Here is a 16778-nt window from a genome sequence, read left to right on the forward strand (position 1 = left end):
AAGAATTCGCCGCCTCGTCCGAAAAGCTGGGCAGGTGGACTCGCGTGTGGTTCCGAGTTCGCCGGTGTCGTACAGGTTGTCTGCGGGGCTTGCAAATTTTTTCAAACGCCTCCTAAAGCTCACCGAAACGACGCCGATAAGCTAATCGAATGCGAACTCAATGGGTGCCTGGGCACAAGCCGGCCCGGAGTCGCAAGCTCAGGCAACCAAAGTAACTAGCGCCCTTGGAGGCAAACACCATGGCTCTTACTGTCAATACCAACATCGCGTCGCTGAATACTCAGCGTAATCTCAGCAACTCTTCCAACGCGCTGGCCACCTCCATGCAGCGCCTGTCCACAGGTAGCCGTATCAACAGCGCCAAGGACGATGCTGCCGGCCTGCAGATTTCGAATCGTCTGACCAGTCAGGTGAATGGTCTTGGCGTTGCAGTGCGGAACGCTAATGATGGGATTTCTTTGGCGCAAACAGCCGAAGGCGCCCTTCAGCAATCTACGAATATTCTGCAGCGTATGCGCGATCTGTCGCTCCAGTCGGCGAATGGTTCCAACTCCACTACCGAGCGCCAAGCCCTGAACGAAGAAGTTTCGTCGCTCAAGCAAGAGCTGAACCGAATCGCCGAAACTACCACTTTCGGTGGGCAAAAGCTGATTAACGGTGAGTTTGGTACCAAGCTCTTTCAGGTGGGTGCTCAGGCTAATGAAACAATCGGTGTTTCGCTGAACTCCGCAAGTGCAAACAGTATCGGAGCAAATCGCTTCGATATGGCTGGCACCGGTTTGGGTGCGGTGGGGGCTGGAGCGACTGCCCCTGTTTCAACGATTGGTGGTGCAATTGCTTCTTTGAATATCACTGGCCCTGCCGGTTCAAAATCTACAGACAATATACCGGCAGGTTCTGCGGCGGCGGCAGCTTCCGCAATCAATCTCGTGACCGGAAGTACTGGTGTAACTGCTGACGCTAGAACAGGTGTTGAGCTCTCGGGGCTGAATATTGCGGGCACAGTGGCATTCAGTCTTACTGGAGATTCTGCCGGCGGGGCTGCCACGATTAGTGCGGTGATTGCGAATCCAGCTGACTTGCGTGATTTGGCTACCGCTATCAATGCGCAAAGTTCAAAGACCGGAATCTCGGCTACTCTGACCGCAAATAACTCGAAGATTGAGCTAATCAGTGAAAAGGGTGATGACATTGTCTTTGGTGGGTTCGGTAGCAGTACTGCAACCATGACGATGGACCTAAAAGGAATTGACTATGACGGTAACGTAACCAGCACTACTGATCAGCTCACCCAAGCTGCAGATGTTGCTGCTCGAATTACCGGCAATGTTCGTATGGAGAGTAGCGGATCATTCCAAGTACTTGGCGTAGGTGCTAACGTTGCGGGTTTGGCCGCTACTACTTCGGCATCATCCGCGCTGTCAACCGTGTCCTCGGTTGATATCAGCACGCAAAATGGCGCTCAAAGTGCAATTTCTGTTATTGATGCGGCGATCGCTGGAATTGATAAGAATCGAGCATCTCTCGGTGCGGTCCAGAATCGGTTCGACAACACCATCGCCAACCTGCAAAGCATCTCCGAGAACGTTTCCGCAGCTCGTGGCCGCATCCAGGACACTGACTTCGCCGCCGAAACCGCGAATCTGAGCAAGAACCAGATTCTGCAACAGGCTGGTACTGCGATCCTGGCCCAGGCCAAGCAGCTGCCGCAGGCCGTTCTCAGTCTACTGCAGTAAGCGAAGCTCACCGATGGGGTGGTTATTCCACCTCATCGATTCATTGAGAGGTGAATCATGGACGTCGCAAGAGCAGCGAGTGCCACGCTTGCGTCATCCTCGTCGAGCAACGCGATGCCCAGCTTTCGTCAGGAAGCTGGGCTTTATTCGTTGCAGGGCGAAGGTGGCTCTGGCAAGGCTCCACAGAAAGCAGATGTAAACGAAGCAGTAGAGCGCATTCGCACGCAGGTGCAGACCTTGCAGCGCGATTTGAACTTCAGCGTGGATGATTCCACCGGTCAGGTTGTGGTGCAGGTGCTGGATGGCGACTCGGGCAAGGTGGTGCGGCAGATTCCGTCCGAGGATATCCTGCGCCTGGCAGAGCGTTTGGACGAGATGCGTAGCCTGTTGTTCGAGGCTAAGGCCTAACGGCACGTTTCTTGTTTCGCAGCAGATCGAAAACGGTCGTGTGGTTTATTTGACGAGGTAAGGCTATGGCAGGCGTATCAGGCATCGGTTCCGGTCTCGACATCGATAGTATCGTGGCGGGGATGGTCGCCGCCGAGCGGGCTCCTAAGGAAACCCAGCTTGCCAACCTCGAAAAAAAGACGACAACGCAGATAACGGCTGTTGGTGCGCTAAAGGGCGCAATCAGTGATTTCCAGACAGCGCTGGCTGCGCTGAACAAACCAGAGCTGTTCCAAGCGCGCTCGGCTACCTCCAGCAAGTCGGATCTCGTCGGCGTTACGGCGACAACCACCGCGGGAGCTGGCAGCTATCAACTGGAAGTCAAATCACTGGCGAGCAGCAGCAAGGTTGCACTGGCCGCGATTCCCAATACGGCCGAAGCTCCCGCGCGTTTTACCAGTGGAACGTTCGAGGTCTCGCTTGGTGTGCCAGGCATCCCGCCCGCGCCAAACACCAAGGAATCCTTTTCAGTCACGATTGACGAGAACAACAACACGCTCGCCGGTGTGCGTGATGCAATCAACACGGCCGGGAAAGACATGAGTGTTAGCGCCACCATCGTCACGGACGAGTATGGCTCTCGACTGGTGCTGAGTAGCAGCAAAACTGGCGCAGGGCGCGATATTACCGTCACTGCAACCGGGGCAGGCGAACCTGGGCTCATAGGTCTTTCCGCATTGAACTTCACCGGTACCTCAGGCACCGGCAAAGATGGTCGCGTACTGACCTCGGCACAGAGTGCTGAATTGTATGTCGACGGTTTGAAGGTGATCAGCGAGACCAACAAAGTCGATGGTGCCATTGAGGGCATCACGCTCGATCTTAAGGCCAAAACCGTTGCAAACGAACCGCTGACCATCGCGGTAGCGGAAGACAAGGCGGGTGTTAAAAAGCAGATCCAGTCCTTTGTCGACAGCTATAACAAGCTGATCGGTGTGATTAACGCGCAGACCAAGGTCACATCAGTAGGCGAGGGCAAGACGCCCGTAACAGGCGCATTGGTGGGCGATGCCACGGCGCGCACCTTGCTCAACACGATTCGCAACGAGCTGGTTAACGTGCAGGGTGATGGTGCACTGCGAGCGCTGACCGATATTGGTATCACCACACAGAAGGATGGCGCCCTCGCCATTGACAGCGCCAAGCTGGACAAGGCGATGGCCAGTAACTTCGGCGAATTGGCGGGTCTGTTCACGGGTGACAAGGGATTGGCTTCCAGACTCGACGCCAAGCTGAAGCCATACACCGAGACCGGCGGAATACTCGAGCAACGCAACAAGGCAATGACTGAGACGATCACCAAAATTGATGATCAGAAGGAAGCTCTCACCCGTCGCCTCGCCTCACTGCAGGAGCGTCTGTACAAGCAGTTCAATGCGATGGATCTGCTGGTGGGTCAGTTGTCCAATACGTCGTCGAGTTTGTTGGCTTCGCTGGAAAATCTGCCGTGGGCAGCGAATAACTCGAAGAAGTAAGGGACTCCGCTTCAAGAAAAAAGCCGCCGCCAGGCGGTTTTTTGTTTTCAGAACAAACTCAAGTCCTGCGCTAGGCGACCGATAAGTAGGTATGTGAAATTGATGTGGTAAGAGGCTCATCCAGATGAATGCTATGGCAGCAATGCGGCAATACCAGCAGGTCGGCGTAAAGGCGCAGGTTACCGAGGCCGATCCGCATCGTCTGATCCAAATGCTGATGCAGGGCGGGCTGGATCGTATAGCGCAGGCCAGGGGGGCTATGGAACGCGAGGCCTATGCTGAGAAAGGCGTGCTGATCGGCAAGGCGATCAACATCATCGGCGGGCTGCGCGACGTGCTGGACAAGGAGGCGGGTGGCGAACTGGCTACCAATCTCGAACGTCTGTATGAGTACATGACGATGCGCCTGTTCGAAGCTAGCCGCCACAACGACGTAAGCAAGCTGGATGAGGTGGCGAAGCTGCTTGGTGAGGTCAAGTCCGGCTGGGACGGCATCGCCTGAACATGCAGAAGGAGTTGCTGATGCCCACTGCTGCACAGCGTTTTGAAGAGCTTGGTCGTGCACTGCGCGAGGCCCTGACGCGGCAAGAGTGGGATGCCATTGCCGAGCTTGATGCGCAGGTTAGCGCACTGCTTGGCGAAGCTGCGGCGGATGAGGCAGGGGTCGATCAGGTGTTGCGTCAGCAACTAGAAGATCTGGTGCATCTGTATGCGCAATTGCAGCAGGATAGTCGCGCCGAACGGGAGCGGCTGGCATTGGAGCTGACACGTCTGAACCAGTCGAAGCAGGCCGCGAGCGCCTATAAGCCGCTCGACTGATTCAAGCGCTAGCGCGGCTTGCACTCGCTTAGCGCCGGTTTGAAAAAGTTCACACCGAAGCTTGCATTTTCTCGCGGTGCCGACGTCTCTTCGCTTAACGATACTCGCAGAGGTATGCGGTGTCGGTGGCGACTTTCAGTTGGAACTTGCTGTTTGCGGGCACGGTGAACTGAGTACCTGTGCCATAGGTTTCGTACTTCTCGCTGCCGGGTAACTTCACGTCCAGACTGCCGGTAATCACATGCATGATCTCCAGCTGGCTGGTTCCGAACTCATAGTTGCCCGCGGCCATGACGCCGATGGTGGCTGGACCTGCATCCATATCGAACGCGATGGATTTTACGGTGCCGTCGAAGTACTCGTTAACCTTGAACATGGCGATTACCTAAAGAGGGAAAAAGGCCGCTAGTATGCCGAAGCGGCCTACCGGCGTCATCTGCGAATGAGGTCTTGCCGGCTCTTCTCGGCTTGGTCTAGTGCGGCTGGGCTGCGTCAATCTAACTGCGAAATATGAAATAAACTGCGCCGACCAGGCATATGCCTGCCCATAGATAATCGAGTTTCAGTGGTTGTTGCATATAAAGGACGCTAAAGGGCACGAAAACTGCCAGGGTGACGACTTCCTGCATGATCTTGAGCTGGCCGATAGATAGTTCGGTGTAGCCGATACGATTTGCCGGCACCATCAGCATGTACTCGAAAAAAGCGATGCTCCAACTGATCAGGGCGGCGATCAGCCACGGTTTGCCGTTCAAGGTTTTGAGGTGGCCATACCAGGCGAACGTCATGAACAGGTTGGAGCAGCAGAGCAGGGCGGCGGTTTGTAGCCAGATGGGCATGGCGGAAGGCTCGTAAGAGAATGGGCGTGAAAGCCTATTCTGGGCGTGGTTGCGCGGCAATATGCGCTTCTGGTGCGCACAACTTCGTCTGAATTATTATTGCCGCCCCGTTTTTACTGGTCGTTCATTAATGGATTGCCGTCCTGGCTGCGGTGCTTGTTGCATTGCCCCTTCCATCAGCTCGCCGATACCTGGCATGCCGCATGGCAAAGCTGCAGGTGAGCGCTGTGTGCATTTGTCGTCGCAATACCTCTGCCAGCTTTTCGATGATCCGCGACGGCCGGCGGTATGCGCGGCATTTGGTGCCGACCCGTTATGTTGTGGGGCTGATCGCGATGAGGCGATTCGCTTGCTGGGATGGTTGGAGCAGGCGACAGCCTGAGTGAGTCGCGGGCGGCAATAATCCTGCTAGGTGCGTCGGATCCAGTAAAAAGAAAGGCTGCCCGTGGGCAGCCTTCTCGTTTGGCTTTAGTGCTTAGCGCGGCAGATCGCGCTGTGCGTGGCCAGTGTAAAGCTGGCGCGGACGCCCGATTTTCTGGCCGGAGGCGATCATTTCCTTCCAATGCGAGATCCAGCCCACAGTGCGCGACATCGCGAAGATTACGGTGAACATGCTGGTCGGAATGCCGATGGCCTTGAGGATGATGCCCGAGTAGAAGTCCACATTCGGGTACAGGTTGCGTTCGGCGAAGTAGGGATCCTTCAGGGCGATTTCTTCGAGCTTCATTGCAAGCTCCAGCTGCGGGTCATTGATACCCAGTTCGCCCAGCACCTCGTCACAGGTCTTCTTCATGACCTTGGCGCGCGGATCGAAGTTCTTGTACACGCGATGGCCGAAGCCCATCAGTTTGAACGGATCGTTCTTGTCCTTGGCCTTGGCCAGGAACTTCTCGATGTTCGATACGTTGCCGATTTCATCCAGCATGGTCAGCACGGCTTCGTTGGCGCCGCCGTGTGCCGGTCCCCAGAGGGCGGCGATACCGGCTGCGATACAGGCGAACGGATTGGCACCGGTGGAGCCGGCCAGTCGCACAGTAGAAGTCGATGCGTTCTGCTCGTGATCGGCATGCAGGATGAAGATGCGATCCATGGCATTCGCCAGCACCGGGCTGATCGGTTTGATCTCGGCCGGCGTGTTGAACATCATGTGCAGGAAGTTTTCCGAGTAGCTCAGATCATTGCGCGGGTACATGATCGGCTGGCCCATGGAGTACTTGTAAACCATGGCGGCGATGGTCGGCATCTTGGCGATCAGGCGATGCGCGGAGATTTCGCGATGCTGCGGATTATTGATGTCCAGCGAGTCGTGATAGAACGCGGACAGGGCGCCAACGATGCCGCACATCACGGCCATCGGGTGGGCGTCGCGACGGAAGCCGTTGAGGAAGGTCTTCAGCTGCTCATGAACAATGGTGTGGTTCTTGATGGTGCTGACGAACTGAGCTTTCTGCTCGGTGGTCGGCAGTTCGCCGTTGAGCAGGAGATAGCAGGTTTCCAGATAGTCGGATTTTTCCGCCAACTGCTCGATGGGGTAGCCGCGATGAAGCAGGATGCCCTTGTCGCCGTCGATATAGGTGATCTTGGACTCGCAAGAGGCGGTCGACATGAAGCCGGGATCGAAGGTGAAGTGACCCGTGGAGGTCAGGCTTCGGACGTCAATTACATCAGGCCCTACGGTACCGGTTAAAACGGGCAGTTCGACGGGGGCGGTGCCCTCGATGATCAACTGCGCTTTCTTGTCAGCCATGTATGGCCTCCTGTTTTGTGCTTGGAATCATCATGGCCCCCCACGCAGGGCCCGCATCACTATAGTGTGATAAATCGCAAAGTCAATTTGCTCGAACCCATGCTGCAGAGGGGTTTGCGGGGTATCGGTGCAGCATGGGGCGACTGTTTACGGCATTTATATAGGGGCTGCCATCCGCCTTTAGTGGCACTTCACCACATTGTCATTAGTGACCTAACTGTTTATACTCGGAAACCGACCGGCAGGGGCCTTACAGGCGACATTCTGTAGGTTGTCACTCGTGGGTAGCGGGTACTGCTGCGTACTCTTCCCAACAACTTTGCCCTGCGTTCAGGGGCTCTCAAGTGTGAAAAGAAGCCGTGAAAAGCCAACGACCTGTAAACCTAGATCTTAGGACAATAAAACTCCCAATCACTGCTTACACGTCGATTCTCCACCGTGTATCCGGTGTCATTCTGTTCGTCGGTATCGCCCTGTTGTTGCTTGCGCTCGATACCTCGCTGTCTTCTCCAGAAGGCTTCGAGGAGGTTCGGGAGTATTTGGGTGGCCCGCTGGCGAAGCTGATTAGCTGGGGGCTGCTGTCCGCACTGCTGTACCACCTCGTGGCAGGTGTTCGTCACCTGATCATGGATGCCGGCCACGGTGAGACGCTGGAAGGCGGCAAGCTGGGCTCGAAAATCGTAATCGCCGTTTCGGTGGTGCTGATCGTTCTGGCGGGAGTGTGGATATGGTAACCAATGTCACCAACTTTTCGCGCTCGGGTCTGTATGACTGGATGGCGCAGCGCGTTTCTGCAGTGGTTCTTGCGGCTTATTTTCTGTTCCTGCTTGGGTACCTGATTGCGAACCCAGGGTTGGAGTACACCCAGTGGCACGCGCTGTTCTCGGCCAACTGGATGCGCATCTTCAGCTTGCTGGCTCTAGTCGCCCTGAGTGTGCACGCGTGGGTAGGCATGTGGACGATCTCCACCGACTACCTGACCAATATGGCGATCGGTAAGTGGGCTACCGGCGTTCGTTTCCTGTTCCAGGCGGTGTGTGGCATTGCCATGTTCACCTTCTTCGTCTGGGGCGTGCAGATTCTTTGGGGTATCTGATTCATGGCTAACATTCGTACGCTTTCTTTTGACGCCATCATCGTCGGTGGCGGTGGCGCCGGTATGCGCGCGGCGCTCCAGCTGTCCCAGTCCGGTCACAAGACCGCTGTGGTCACCAAGGTTTTCCCGACTCGTTCGCACACCGTTTCCGCTCAGGGCGGCATCACCTGCGCCATCGCTTCGGCCGATCCGAACGATGACTGGCGCTGGCACATGTACGATACCGTCAAGGGCTCCGACTACATCGGTGACCAGGATGCGATCGAGTACATGTGTTCCGTCGGTCCTGAGGCTGTGTTCGAGCTCGAGCACATGGGTCTGCCTTTCTCCCGTACCGAGCAGGGCCGCATCTATCAGCGTCCGTTCGGCGGTCAGTCGAAGGACTTCGGTAAGGGTGGTCAGGCCGCTCGTACGTGCGCCGCTGCCGACCGTACCGGTCATGCGCTGCTGCACACGCTTTATCAGGGCAACCTGAAGAACGACACCGTTTTCCTCAACGAGTGGTACGCAGTCGATCTGGTGAAGAACCAGGATGGCGCAGTCGTGGGTGTCATTGCCATCTGCATCGAAACCGGCGAAACCGTTTACATCCGTTCCAAGGCTACCGTGCTTGCTACCGGTGGCGCTGGTCGGATCTACGCATCGACCACCAACGCCCTGATCAACACTGGCGACGGTGTCGGCATGGCACTGCGTGCCGGTGTGCCGGTTCAGGATATCGAGATGTGGCAGTTCCACCCGACCGGTATTGCCGGTGCCGGCGTGCTGGTGACCGAAGGTTGCCGCGGTGAAGGTGGCTACCTGATCAACAAGCACGGCGAGCGCTTCATGGAGCGCTACGCGCCGAACGCGAAGGACCTGGCCGGTCGCGACGTCGTTGCGCGTTCGATGGTCAAAGAAATCCTGGCGGGCAACGGCTGTGGTCCGGATGGCGACCACGTGATGCTGAAGCTGGACCACTTGGGCGAGGAAGTGCTGCACAGCCGCCTGCCGGGTATCTGCGAACTGTCGAAGACCTTCGCCCACGTCGACCCGGTTACGGCACCAGTGCCGGTCGTTCCGACCTGCCACTACATGATGGGTGGTATCGCCACCAACATTCATGGCCAGGCAATCACGCAGGACGCCAGCGGCAACGACAAAATCATCGATGGCCTTTTTGCTGTCGGCGAAGTGGCTTGTGTATCCGTGCACGGTGCCAATCGCCTGGGTGGCAACTCGTTGCTCGATCTGGTGGTCTTCGGTCGCGCGGCTGGTCTGCACCTGGAGAAGGCGCTCAAGGAGGGCATCGAGCATCGCGGCGCTAGCGAAACCGATCTTGATGTTGCCCTTGCTCGTCTGGCAGGCATCAACGAACGCACCACGGGTGAAGACGTGGCTCCGCTACGAAAGGAGCTGCAGAACTGCATGCAGAATTACTTCGGCGTGTTCCGTACCGGCGAATACATGCAGAAAGGTATCGCCCAGCTGGTCGATCTGCGTCAGCGCATCGCCAACGTCAAGATCTCCGACAAGAGCCAGGCGTTCAACACTGCGCGCATTGAAGCGCTCGAGTTGCAGAACCTGCTGGAAGTTGCCGAAGCTACGGCGATTGCGGCGGAAACCCGCAAAGAATCCCGTGGTGCACATGCTCGCGAGGACTTCGAAGAGCGTGACGATGAGAACTGGCTGTGCCACACCCTGTATTTCCCGGGTGAGAAGCGCGTTGCCAAGCGTGCCGTGAACTTCGCTCCGAAGACCGTTCCGGCCTTCGAGCCCAAGGTTCGGACTTATTGAGGTCGCCGAATATGTTGCAAGTGAGTGTTTATCGCTACAACCCCGATCAGGACGAAAAGCCGTTCATGCAGGATTTTCAGGTCAATACCGATGGGAAAGACCTGATGGTTCTCGACGTCTTGGCTCTGATCAAGGAACAGGACCAAGGTTTCTCTTATCGTCGCTCCTGCCGTGAAGGTGTGTGTGGCTCCGACGGCATGAACATCAACGGCAAGAACGGCCTGGCCTGCATCACCCCGCTGTCTGCTGTGGTGAAGGGCAACAAGTTGGTCATTCGTCCGTTGCCGGGGCTGCCGGTCATTCGTGACCTGGTGGTCGATATGAGCATCTTCTATAAGCAGTACGAGAAGGTGCGCCCTTATCTGATGAACGATACGCCGCCTCCGGCTATCGAACGTCTGCAGAGTCCGGAAGATCGCGAGAAGCTGGACGGCCTGTACGAGTGCATTTTGTGCGCTTGCTGCTCGACCAGTTGCCCGTCTTTCTGGTGGAACCCGGACAAGTTCCTCGGCCCGGCTGCATCGCTGCAAGCCTATCGTTTCCTGGCGGATAGCCGGGATACGGAAACCGAAGAGCGTCTGGCGGCACTGGACGATCCGTTCAGCGTGTTCCGTTGCCGTGGCATCATGAACTGCGTTGACGTCTGCCCGAAAGGGCTGAACCCGACCAGGGCGATTGGTCACATTCGCAACATGCTGCTGCAGAGCGGTACGTGATGGAAGGGCGGTCGTAAGCGCTTCGCTGGCTGCGAGCGGCCGATACCCGATTGCTGTGGTACCTGCGGCGCCGGAGTAACATCCAGGCGCCGTAGCTTTAGTAGGAATTTCAGCCCAAAAAGCCGGAATTCCACTCTGAAAATTTGTTGACCAGCAGGAGCATCCGGGGCAGTTCCCGGAAACTATCTGCGCGGTCCGTAGTGGCTTTACCTGAGTCGCTGCTTCAGAACTTGGGAAGTCATGCTGCGGTCTCCACGCTGGTGGTGTCTCCTTATCAAAGGTGACCAGACATGCAAGAAAGCGTAATGCAGCGCATGTGGGACAGCGCCCACCTATCCGGTGGTAACGCTGCCTATGTGGAAGAGCTTTATGAGCTCTACCTGCACGACCCCAACGCAGTGCCCGAAGAGTGGCGCACTTATTTCCAGAAGTTGCCTTCTGGTGGCAGCGCGGCAGCAGACGTGTCGCACTCGACGATTCGCGATCATTTCGTGTTGCTGGCGAAGAACCAGCGTCGCGCACAACCTGTCTCCGCAGGCAGCGTCAGCAGCGAGCATGAGAAGAAGCAGGTCGAAGTTCTGCGGCTGATCCAGGCGTATCGGCTGCGTGGTCATCAAGCGGCGCAGCTTGATCCCCTGGCACTGCAGCAGCGTCCGGTTCCCGCTGATCTTGCGATCACCAACTATGGTCTGACCGATGCGGATTTGGATACCGTTTTCCGCACGGGCGATCTGGCGATAGGCAAAGACGAAGCCAGCTTGCGTGAAATCCTGAAAGCGTTGCAAGAGACGTATTGCCGCACCATCGGCGCGGAGTTTGCCCATATCGTCGATTCCGAGCAGCGCAACTGGTTCATCCAGCGCGTCGAAAGCGTACGTGGCCGTCCGGATTTCTCGCCGGAAATCAAGAGTCATCTACTGGAGCGTCTGACAGCCGCCGAAGGACTGGAAAAGTATCTCGGCACCAAATATCCGGGGACCAAGCGTTTTGGTCTGGAAGGTGGTGAGAGCCTGATTCCGATGCTGGACGAAATCATCCAGCGCTCCGGCTCCTACGGCACCAAGGAAATCGTCATCGGTATGGCCCACCGTGGCCGTCTCAACGTGCTGGTCAACACCTTCGGCAAGAATCCGCGCGATCTGTTCGACGAATTCGAAGGCAAGAAGGTCGAAGGGCTCAGCTCCGGTGATGTCAAGTATCACCAGGGCTTCTCTTCCAACGTCATGACTCCCGGTGGCGAGATCCATCTGGCGATGGCTTTCAACCCCTCGCACCTGGAAATCGTTTCGCCGGTGGTTGAGGGTTCGGTGCGTGCTCGTCAGGACCGTCGCTGTGATCCGGCCGGAGACAAGGTTCTTCCGGTAACCATCCACGGTGATGCCGCTGTCGCCGGTCAGGGCGTGGTGATGGAAACCTTCCAGATGTCGCAGACGCGTGCTTACCGCACCGGCGGCACGATTCGCATCGTGGTCAACAACCAGGTCGGCTTCACCACTAACAAGCAGGAAGATGCTCGTTCAACCGAGTACGCTACTGACGTGGCGAAGATGATTCAAGCACCGATCTTCCACGTTAACGCAGACGACCCCGAGGCGGTGCTGTTCGTTACCCAGCTCGCTGTGGATTATCGGATGCAGTTCAAGCGCGATATCGTGCTGGATCTGATCTGCTATCGCCGTCGCGGTCATAACGAGGCTGACGAGCCAAGCGGCACCCAGCCGCTGATGTATCAGAAGATCGCTAAGCAGCGCACCACTCGTGAGCTGTACGCTGATGCGCTCATCCAGTCGAATGTACTGGACGCCGAGCGCGTTCAGGCTAAGGTCGATGAGTATCGCACCGCGCTGGATAACGGCCTGCACGTGGTCAAGAGCCTGGTCAAGGAACCGAACAAGGAGCTCTTCGTTGACTGGCGTCCATATCTGGGCCATGCGTGGACCGCACGTCACGACACCAGCTTCGATCTGAAGACCTTGCAGGATCTGTCCAGCAAACTGTTGAATGTCCCGGAAGGCTTCGTTGTCCAGCGTCAGGTTGCGAAGATCCTTGAGGATCGGCAGAAGATGGGAGCGGGCGCGCTGGCCATCAACTGGGGCTTCGCGGAGACCATGGCCTACGCTACGCTGCTGTTCGAAGGCCATCCGGTGCGTATTTCCGGTCAGGACGTCGGTCGCGGTACCTTCTCGCATCGCCATGCTGCGTTGCACAATCAGAAAGACGGCAGTACCTACATTCCGCTTCAGCACCTCTACGAAGGGCAGCCGCGCTTCGATCTGTATGACTCGTTCCTTTCCGAGGAAGCGGTTCTGGCGTTCGAGTACGGATATGCCACTACTACTCCCAACGCCCTCGTGGTTTGGGAGGCGCAGTTCGGCGACTTCGCCAACGGCGCGCAGGTCGTTATCGACCAGTTCATCACTAGCGGCGAACACAAGTGGGGCCGTCTCTGCGGTCTGACCATGCTGCTGCCGCACGGTTATGAGGGGCAGGGCCCGGAGCACTCCTCCGCGCGTCTGGAGCGCTACCTGCAACTGTGTGCCGAGCAGAACATCCAGGTCTGCGTGCCGACCACACCAGCTCAGGTCTATCACATGCTGCGTCGGCAGGCGATTCGTCCGCTGCGCAAGCCGCTGGTTGCCCTGACGCCGAAGTCGCTGTTGCGTCACAAGCTCGCTATCTCGACGCTGGAGGAGCTTACCGAGGGTTCGTTCCAGACCGTTATCCCGGAGATCGATCCGATCGAAGCGGCGAAGGTCGAGCGCGTGATCATGTGCAGCGGCAAGGTCTACTACGATCTTCTGGAAAAGCGCCGCAACGAAGGTCGCGACGATATTGCCATCGTGCGTATCGAGCAGCTCTATCCCTTCCCTGAGGAGGACCTCGCCGAGGTGCTGGCACCTTATCAGAACATCAAGCACATCATCTGGTGTCAGGAAGAGCCGATGAACCAGGGCGCGTGGTACTGCAGCCAGCACCATATGCGTCGCGTCGCGACTGCTCACAAGAAGGAACTGTTCCTGCAATACGCTGGTCGTGATGCATCCGCGGCTCCGGCGGTCGGTTATGCGTCAATGCATGCCGAGCAGCAGGAAAAGCTCCTGCAGGACGCCTTCACCGTTTAATCATGCTATTGCGAGAGGCCGCGCACGAACGCGGCCTCGACGCAGAAATCGAATCAAATAGGACTCCTGATAATGGCTATCGAGATCAAAGCCCCTACCTTCCCGGAATCGGTTGCCGACGGCACCGTGGCAACCTGGCACAAGCAGCCGGGTGAGGCGGTCAAGCGCGACGAGCTGATCGTCGACATCGAAACCGACAAGGTGGTCATGGAAGTACTGGCCGAGGCTGACGGCGTTCTCGTCGAAATCGTCAAGAACGAGGGCGACACCGTTCTCAGCGGCGAGCTGCTCGGCAAGCTGGAAGCAGGTGCCACTGCTGCGGCGCCGACAGCTGCGGCTGCCCCGGCTCAGACGCCTGCGGCAGCCGCTGCTCCGGCCGTTGCCAGCGAAGAGCCGATCCTGGCTCCGGCCGCGCGCAAGCTGGCCGAAGAGAATGGCATCGATCCGAACAGCATCCGCGGCACCGGCAAGGATGGTCGCGTGACCAAGGAAGATGTGGTTGCTGCCGTCGAGGCCAAGAAATCCGCTCCGGCCGCTGCCGCCAAACCCGCTGCTCCGGCTGCCGCCGCACCGATTTTTGCTGCCGGGGATCGCGTCGAGAAGCGCGTGCCGATGACCCGCCTGCGTGCCAAGGTTGCCGAGCGTCTGGTCGAAGCTCAATCGTCGATGGCCATGCTGACCACGTTCAACGAAGTCAACATGAAGCCGATCATGGAGCTGCGCGCCAAGTACAAGGACCTGTTCGAGAAGACCCACAACGGTGTTCGCCTGGGTTTCATGTCCTTCTTCGTCAAGGCTGCGGTGGAGGCGCTCAAGCGTCAGCCCGGCGTCAACGCTTCGATCGATGGCAACGACATCGTCTACCACGGCTACCAGGACATCGGCGTTGCCGTGTCTAGCGATCGTGGCCTAGTGGTGCCGGTCCTGCGCAACGCTGAGCACATGACGCTGGCCGAGATCGAAGGCGGCATCAACAACTTCGGCAAGAAGGCCAAGGCGGGCAAGCTGACCATCGAAGAAATGACTGGCGGTACCTTCACCATTTCCAACGGTGGTGTCTTCGGTTCGCTGCTTTCCACGCCGATCGTCAACCCGCCGCAAACCGCTATTCTCGGTATGCACAAGATCCAGGAACGTCCGATGGCCGTTAATGGTCAGGTGGTCATCCTGCCGATGATGTACCTGGCGCTATCCTACGACCACCGCCTGATCGATGGTAAGGAAGCAGTTACCTTCCTGGTCACCATGAAGGACCTGCTGGAAGATCCGGCTCGCCTGCTGCTGGATATCTGACAAAAACGGCTACAAGCGACAAGCGGCACGCTGTTTGAAAGAGCAGCCCCGCTTGTGGCTTGTGGCTCGTTGCCTGCTGCTTAGAAAGAGGATTCGTAATGAGCCAGAAGTTCGACGTAGTCGTCATCGGGGCTGGCCCCGGTGGCTATGTGGCCGCTATCAAGGCCGCACAGCTGGGGTTGAAAACCGCCTGTATCGAGAAGTATCAGGGCAAGGATGGCAAGACCGCGCTGGGCGGAACCTGCCTGAACGTTGGTTGCATCCCTTCCAAGGCGCTGCTGGACAGCTCGTACAAGTACCATGAGGCCCACGAGAGCTTCAAAGTCCACGGCATCAGCACCGGTGAAGTGGCGATGGATGTGCCGACAATGGTCGCGCGCAAGGATCAGATCGTCAAAAACCTCACCGGCGGCGTTTCTGCGCTGATGAAAGCCAATGGCGTAACTGTCTTCGAAGGCCACGGCAAGCTGCTGGCCGGTAAGCAGGTCGAGGTGACCGGGCTGGACGGCAATGTCCAGACCCTGGCGGCCGAGAACGTCATTCTGGCGTCCGGTTCCACTCCGGTGAACATTCCACCGGCTCCGGTCGACCAGAAGGTCATCGTCGATTCCACCGGCGCCCTGGATTTCCAGAGCGTGCCGAAGAAGCTGGGCGTGATCGGCGCTGGCGTTATCGGTCTGGAACTGGGTTCGGTATGGGCGCGTCTGGGTGCCGAAGTGACTGTAATCGAGGCGATGGACAAGTTCCTGCCGGCCGCCGACGAGCAGATCGCCAAGGAAGCCTTCAAGGTCCTGACCAAGCAGGGGCTGAAGATTCTGCTGGGTGCGCGTTTGACCGGTTCGCAGGTGTCCGGTGATCAGGTCACCGTCAGCTTCACCAGCGCCGAAGGCGAGCAGCAGATGACGTTCGACAAGCTCATCGTTGCTGTTGGTCGCCGCCCGGTTACTACCGATCTGTTGGCTGCCGATGCGGGTGTCGACATGGACGAGCGTGGCTTCATCTTCGTTAACGACCAGTGCGCTACCAGCGTTCCGGGCGTCTATGCGATCGGTGACGTGGTACGCGGCGCGATGTTGGCGCACAAAGCGTCCGAAGAGGGCGTGATGGTTGCCGAGCGCATCGCCGGTCACAAGACCCAGATGAACTACGATCTGATTCCGTCGGTCATCTACACCCACCCGGAGATCGCTTGGGTCGGCAAGAGCGAGCAGGCTCTGAAGGCCGAGGGCGTCGAAGTGAACGTGGGTGTGTTCCCGTTCGCGGCCAGCGGTCGTGCGATGGCGGCCAACGACACCGCAGGTCTGGTCAAGGTCATCGCCGATGCCAAGACCGATCGCGTACTGGGCGTCCATGTAATGGGGCCGAGCGCTGCCGAACTGGTCCAGCAGGGCGCCATCGGCATGGAGTTCGGTACCAGTGCCGAAGACCTGGGCATGATGGTGTTCTCGCACCCGACGATGTCCGAAGCGCTGCATGAAGCAGCTCTGGCGGTCAATGGCCATGCCATTCACATCGCCAATCGCAAAAAGCGCTAAACGCTTTTTGTGAAAAAAAGCCCGGCCTGTTCCTAGGAACACGCCGGGCTTTTCTTTGACTAAAGTAGAATGCTTTTCGGTCAATACAGGTTCCTGAAAGGTATCTCGAATAGTTTTCAGGAACTTGCGTTGGAGGGGGCAGGGTGCGTCAGGGGCCCTGCTTGAATGCAGTACCTA

The 16778-nt window shown here is 57.7% G+C and carries 16 protein-coding genes; 13 read left to right on the forward strand and 3 right to left on the reverse strand.

Annotated features, from left to right (window positions below):
- The first annotated feature begins 239 nt into the window (after window positions 1-239).
- The 5 genes from HU825_RS13495 (at window position 240) to HU825_RS13515 (ending at window position 4477) form a co-directional block, all read left to right on the forward strand.
- Window positions 240-1736 (forward strand): flagellin, encoded by a 1497-nt coding sequence (locus HU825_RS13495; RefSeq protein ID WP_234302225.1) that lies wholly within the window; start codon window positions 240-242, stop codon window positions 1734-1736.
- A gap of 114 nt (window positions 1737-1850) precedes the next feature.
- Window positions 1851-2144, forward strand: a complete 294-nt coding sequence (locus tag HU825_RS13500; RefSeq protein WP_234303407.1) for a flagellar protein FlaG — start codon at window positions 1851-1853, stop codon at window positions 2142-2144.
- 65 nt (window positions 2145-2209) lie between these two features.
- Window positions 2210-3658 (forward strand): flagellar filament capping protein FliD, encoded by a 1449-nt coding sequence (fliD, locus tag HU825_RS13505; RefSeq protein ID WP_234302226.1) that lies wholly within the window; start codon window positions 2210-2212, stop codon window positions 3656-3658.
- 124 nt (window positions 3659-3782) lie between these two features.
- Complete coding sequence (fliS, locus tag HU825_RS13510) at window positions 3783-4160, forward strand: flagellar export chaperone FliS (protein WP_043298403.1); 378 nt, start codon at window positions 3783-3785, stop codon at window positions 4158-4160.
- 20 nt (window positions 4161-4180) lie between these two features.
- The gene (locus HU825_RS13515) at window positions 4181-4477 is read left to right on the forward strand and encodes a flagellar protein FliT (RefSeq protein WP_043298405.1); all 297 of its coding nucleotides are present in this window, start codon (window positions 4181-4183) and stop codon (window positions 4475-4477) included.
- Window positions 4478-4571: 94 nt separating this feature from the next.
- On the opposite strand, the gene HU825_RS13520 is transcribed toward HU825_RS13515, so the two are convergent.
- Both HU825_RS13520 and HU825_RS13525 read right to left on the reverse strand, forming a co-directional pair.
- Complete coding sequence (locus HU825_RS13520; RefSeq protein ID WP_003287777.1) at window positions 4572-4853, reverse strand: pyrimidine/purine nucleoside phosphorylase; 282 nt, start codon at window positions 4851-4853, stop codon at window positions 4572-4574.
- A gap of 121 nt (window positions 4854-4974) precedes the next feature.
- Window positions 4975-5316 carry a DMT family protein gene (locus HU825_RS13525; protein WP_138299806.1) on the reverse strand — a complete coding sequence of 114 codons (342 nt, stop codon included), beginning with the start codon at window positions 5314-5316 and terminating at the stop codon, window positions 4975-4977.
- 130 nt (window positions 5317-5446) lie between these two features.
- On the opposite strand from HU825_RS13525, the gene HU825_RS13530 reads away from it, so the two are divergent.
- Window positions 5447-5698, forward strand: a complete 252-nt coding sequence (locus HU825_RS13530; protein WP_081002796.1) for a YkgJ family cysteine cluster protein — start codon at window positions 5447-5449, stop codon at window positions 5696-5698.
- A 93-nt stretch (window positions 5699-5791) separates the two neighbouring features.
- Here the strand turns inward: HU825_RS13530 and gltA are convergent, their stop codons facing one another.
- Window positions 5792-7063 (reverse strand): citrate synthase, encoded by a 1272-nt coding sequence (gltA, locus tag HU825_RS13535; RefSeq protein ID WP_003287774.1) that lies wholly within the window; start codon window positions 7061-7063, stop codon window positions 5792-5794.
- A gap of 359 nt (window positions 7064-7422) precedes the next feature.
- On the opposite strand from gltA, the gene sdhC reads away from it, so the two are divergent.
- The 7 genes from sdhC to lpdA all read left to right on the forward strand — a co-directional run bounded on the left by sdhC (window position 7423) and on the right by lpdA (window position 16601).
- Window positions 7423-7797 carry a succinate dehydrogenase, cytochrome b556 subunit gene (gene sdhC, locus HU825_RS13540; RefSeq protein ID WP_003287773.1) on the forward strand — a complete coding sequence of 125 codons (375 nt, stop codon included), beginning with the start codon at window positions 7423-7425 and terminating at the stop codon, window positions 7795-7797.
- Window positions 7791-8159, forward strand: a complete 369-nt coding sequence (gene sdhD / locus HU825_RS13545) for a succinate dehydrogenase, hydrophobic membrane anchor protein (RefSeq protein WP_011913018.1) — start codon at window positions 7791-7793, stop codon at window positions 8157-8159. Before sdhC ends, sdhD begins: the two co-directional genes overlap by 7 nt.
- Before the next feature lie 3 nt (window positions 8160-8162).
- Window positions 8163-9935 carry a succinate dehydrogenase flavoprotein subunit gene (sdhA, locus tag HU825_RS13550; protein ID WP_043298408.1) on the forward strand — a complete coding sequence of 591 codons (1773 nt, stop codon included), beginning with the start codon at window positions 8163-8165 and terminating at the stop codon, window positions 9933-9935.
- Window positions 9936-9946: 11 nt separating this feature from the next.
- Window positions 9947-10651, forward strand: coding sequence for a succinate dehydrogenase iron-sulfur subunit (locus HU825_RS13555; protein WP_054094933.1), 705 nt, complete (start codon window positions 9947-9949; stop codon window positions 10649-10651).
- A 290-nt stretch (window positions 10652-10941) separates the two neighbouring features.
- A complete protein-coding gene (locus tag HU825_RS13560; RefSeq protein WP_234302227.1) occupies window positions 10942-13773 on the forward strand; it encodes a 2-oxoglutarate dehydrogenase E1 component in 2832 nt (943 codons plus the stop codon).
- A gap of 72 nt (window positions 13774-13845) precedes the next feature.
- Entirely contained in the window at window positions 13846-15066 is a 1221-nt protein-coding gene (gene odhB, locus HU825_RS13565; RefSeq protein ID WP_054094935.1) for a 2-oxoglutarate dehydrogenase complex dihydrolipoyllysine-residue succinyltransferase, read from the forward strand.
- 98 nt (window positions 15067-15164) lie between these two features.
- Entirely contained in the window at window positions 15165-16601 is a 1437-nt protein-coding gene (gene lpdA / locus HU825_RS13570) for a dihydrolipoyl dehydrogenase (protein ID WP_054094936.1), read from the forward strand.
- Window positions 16602-16778 lie beyond the last annotated feature (177 nt).

The organism is Pseudomonas phenolilytica (genome assembly GCF_021432765.1).
Lineage (GTDB): Bacteria > Pseudomonadota > Gammaproteobacteria > Pseudomonadales > Pseudomonadaceae > Stutzerimonas > Stutzerimonas phenolilytica.

Excerpts from the sequence above, each read along its gene's own strand:
- HU825_RS13530 (WP_081002796.1), top strand. The coding sequence starts at position 5,447 with ATGGATTGCCGTCCTGGCTGCGGTGCTTGTTGCATTGCCCCTTCCATC.
- HU825_RS13515 (WP_043298405.1), top strand. The coding sequence starts at position 4,181 with ATGCCCACTGCTGCACAGCGTTTTGAAGAGCTTGGTCGTGCACTGCGC.
- HU825_RS13560 (WP_234302227.1), top strand. The coding sequence starts at position 10,942 with ATGCAAGAAAGCGTAATGCAGCGCATGTGGGACAGCGCCCACCTATCC.
- lpdA (WP_054094936.1), top strand. The coding sequence starts at position 15,165 with ATGAGCCAGAAGTTCGACGTAGTCGTCATCGGGGCTGGCCCCGGTGGC.
- fliS (WP_043298403.1), top strand. The coding sequence starts at position 3,783 with ATGAATGCTATGGCAGCAATGCGGCAATACCAGCAGGTCGGCGTAAAG.
- HU825_RS13555 (WP_054094933.1), top strand. The coding sequence starts at position 9,947 with ATGTTGCAAGTGAGTGTTTATCGCTACAACCCCGATCAGGACGAAAAG.
- sdhD (WP_011913018.1), top strand. The coding sequence starts at position 7,791 with ATGGTAACCAATGTCACCAACTTTTCGCGCTCGGGTCTGTATGACTGG.
- gltA (WP_003287774.1), bottom strand. The coding sequence starts at position 7,063 with ATGGCTGACAAGAAAGCGCAGTTGATCATCGAGGGCACCGCCCCCGTC.
- odhB (WP_054094935.1), top strand. The coding sequence starts at position 13,846 with ATGGCTATCGAGATCAAAGCCCCTACCTTCCCGGAATCGGTTGCCGAC.
- fliD (WP_234302226.1), top strand. The coding sequence starts at position 2,210 with ATGGCAGGCGTATCAGGCATCGGTTCCGGTCTCGACATCGATAGTATC.
- HU825_RS13500 (WP_234303407.1), top strand. The coding sequence starts at position 1,851 with ATGCCCAGCTTTCGTCAGGAAGCTGGGCTTTATTCGTTGCAGGGCGAA.
- HU825_RS13525 (WP_138299806.1), bottom strand. The coding sequence starts at position 5,316 with ATGCCCATCTGGCTACAAACCGCCGCCCTGCTCTGCTGCTCCAACCTG.
- HU825_RS13520 (WP_003287777.1), bottom strand. The coding sequence starts at position 4,853 with ATGTTCAAGGTTAACGAGTACTTCGACGGCACCGTAAAATCCATCGCG.
- HU825_RS13495 (WP_234302225.1), top strand. The coding sequence starts at position 240 with ATGGCTCTTACTGTCAATACCAACATCGCGTCGCTGAATACTCAGCGT.
- sdhA (WP_043298408.1), top strand. The coding sequence starts at position 8,163 with ATGGCTAACATTCGTACGCTTTCTTTTGACGCCATCATCGTCGGTGGC.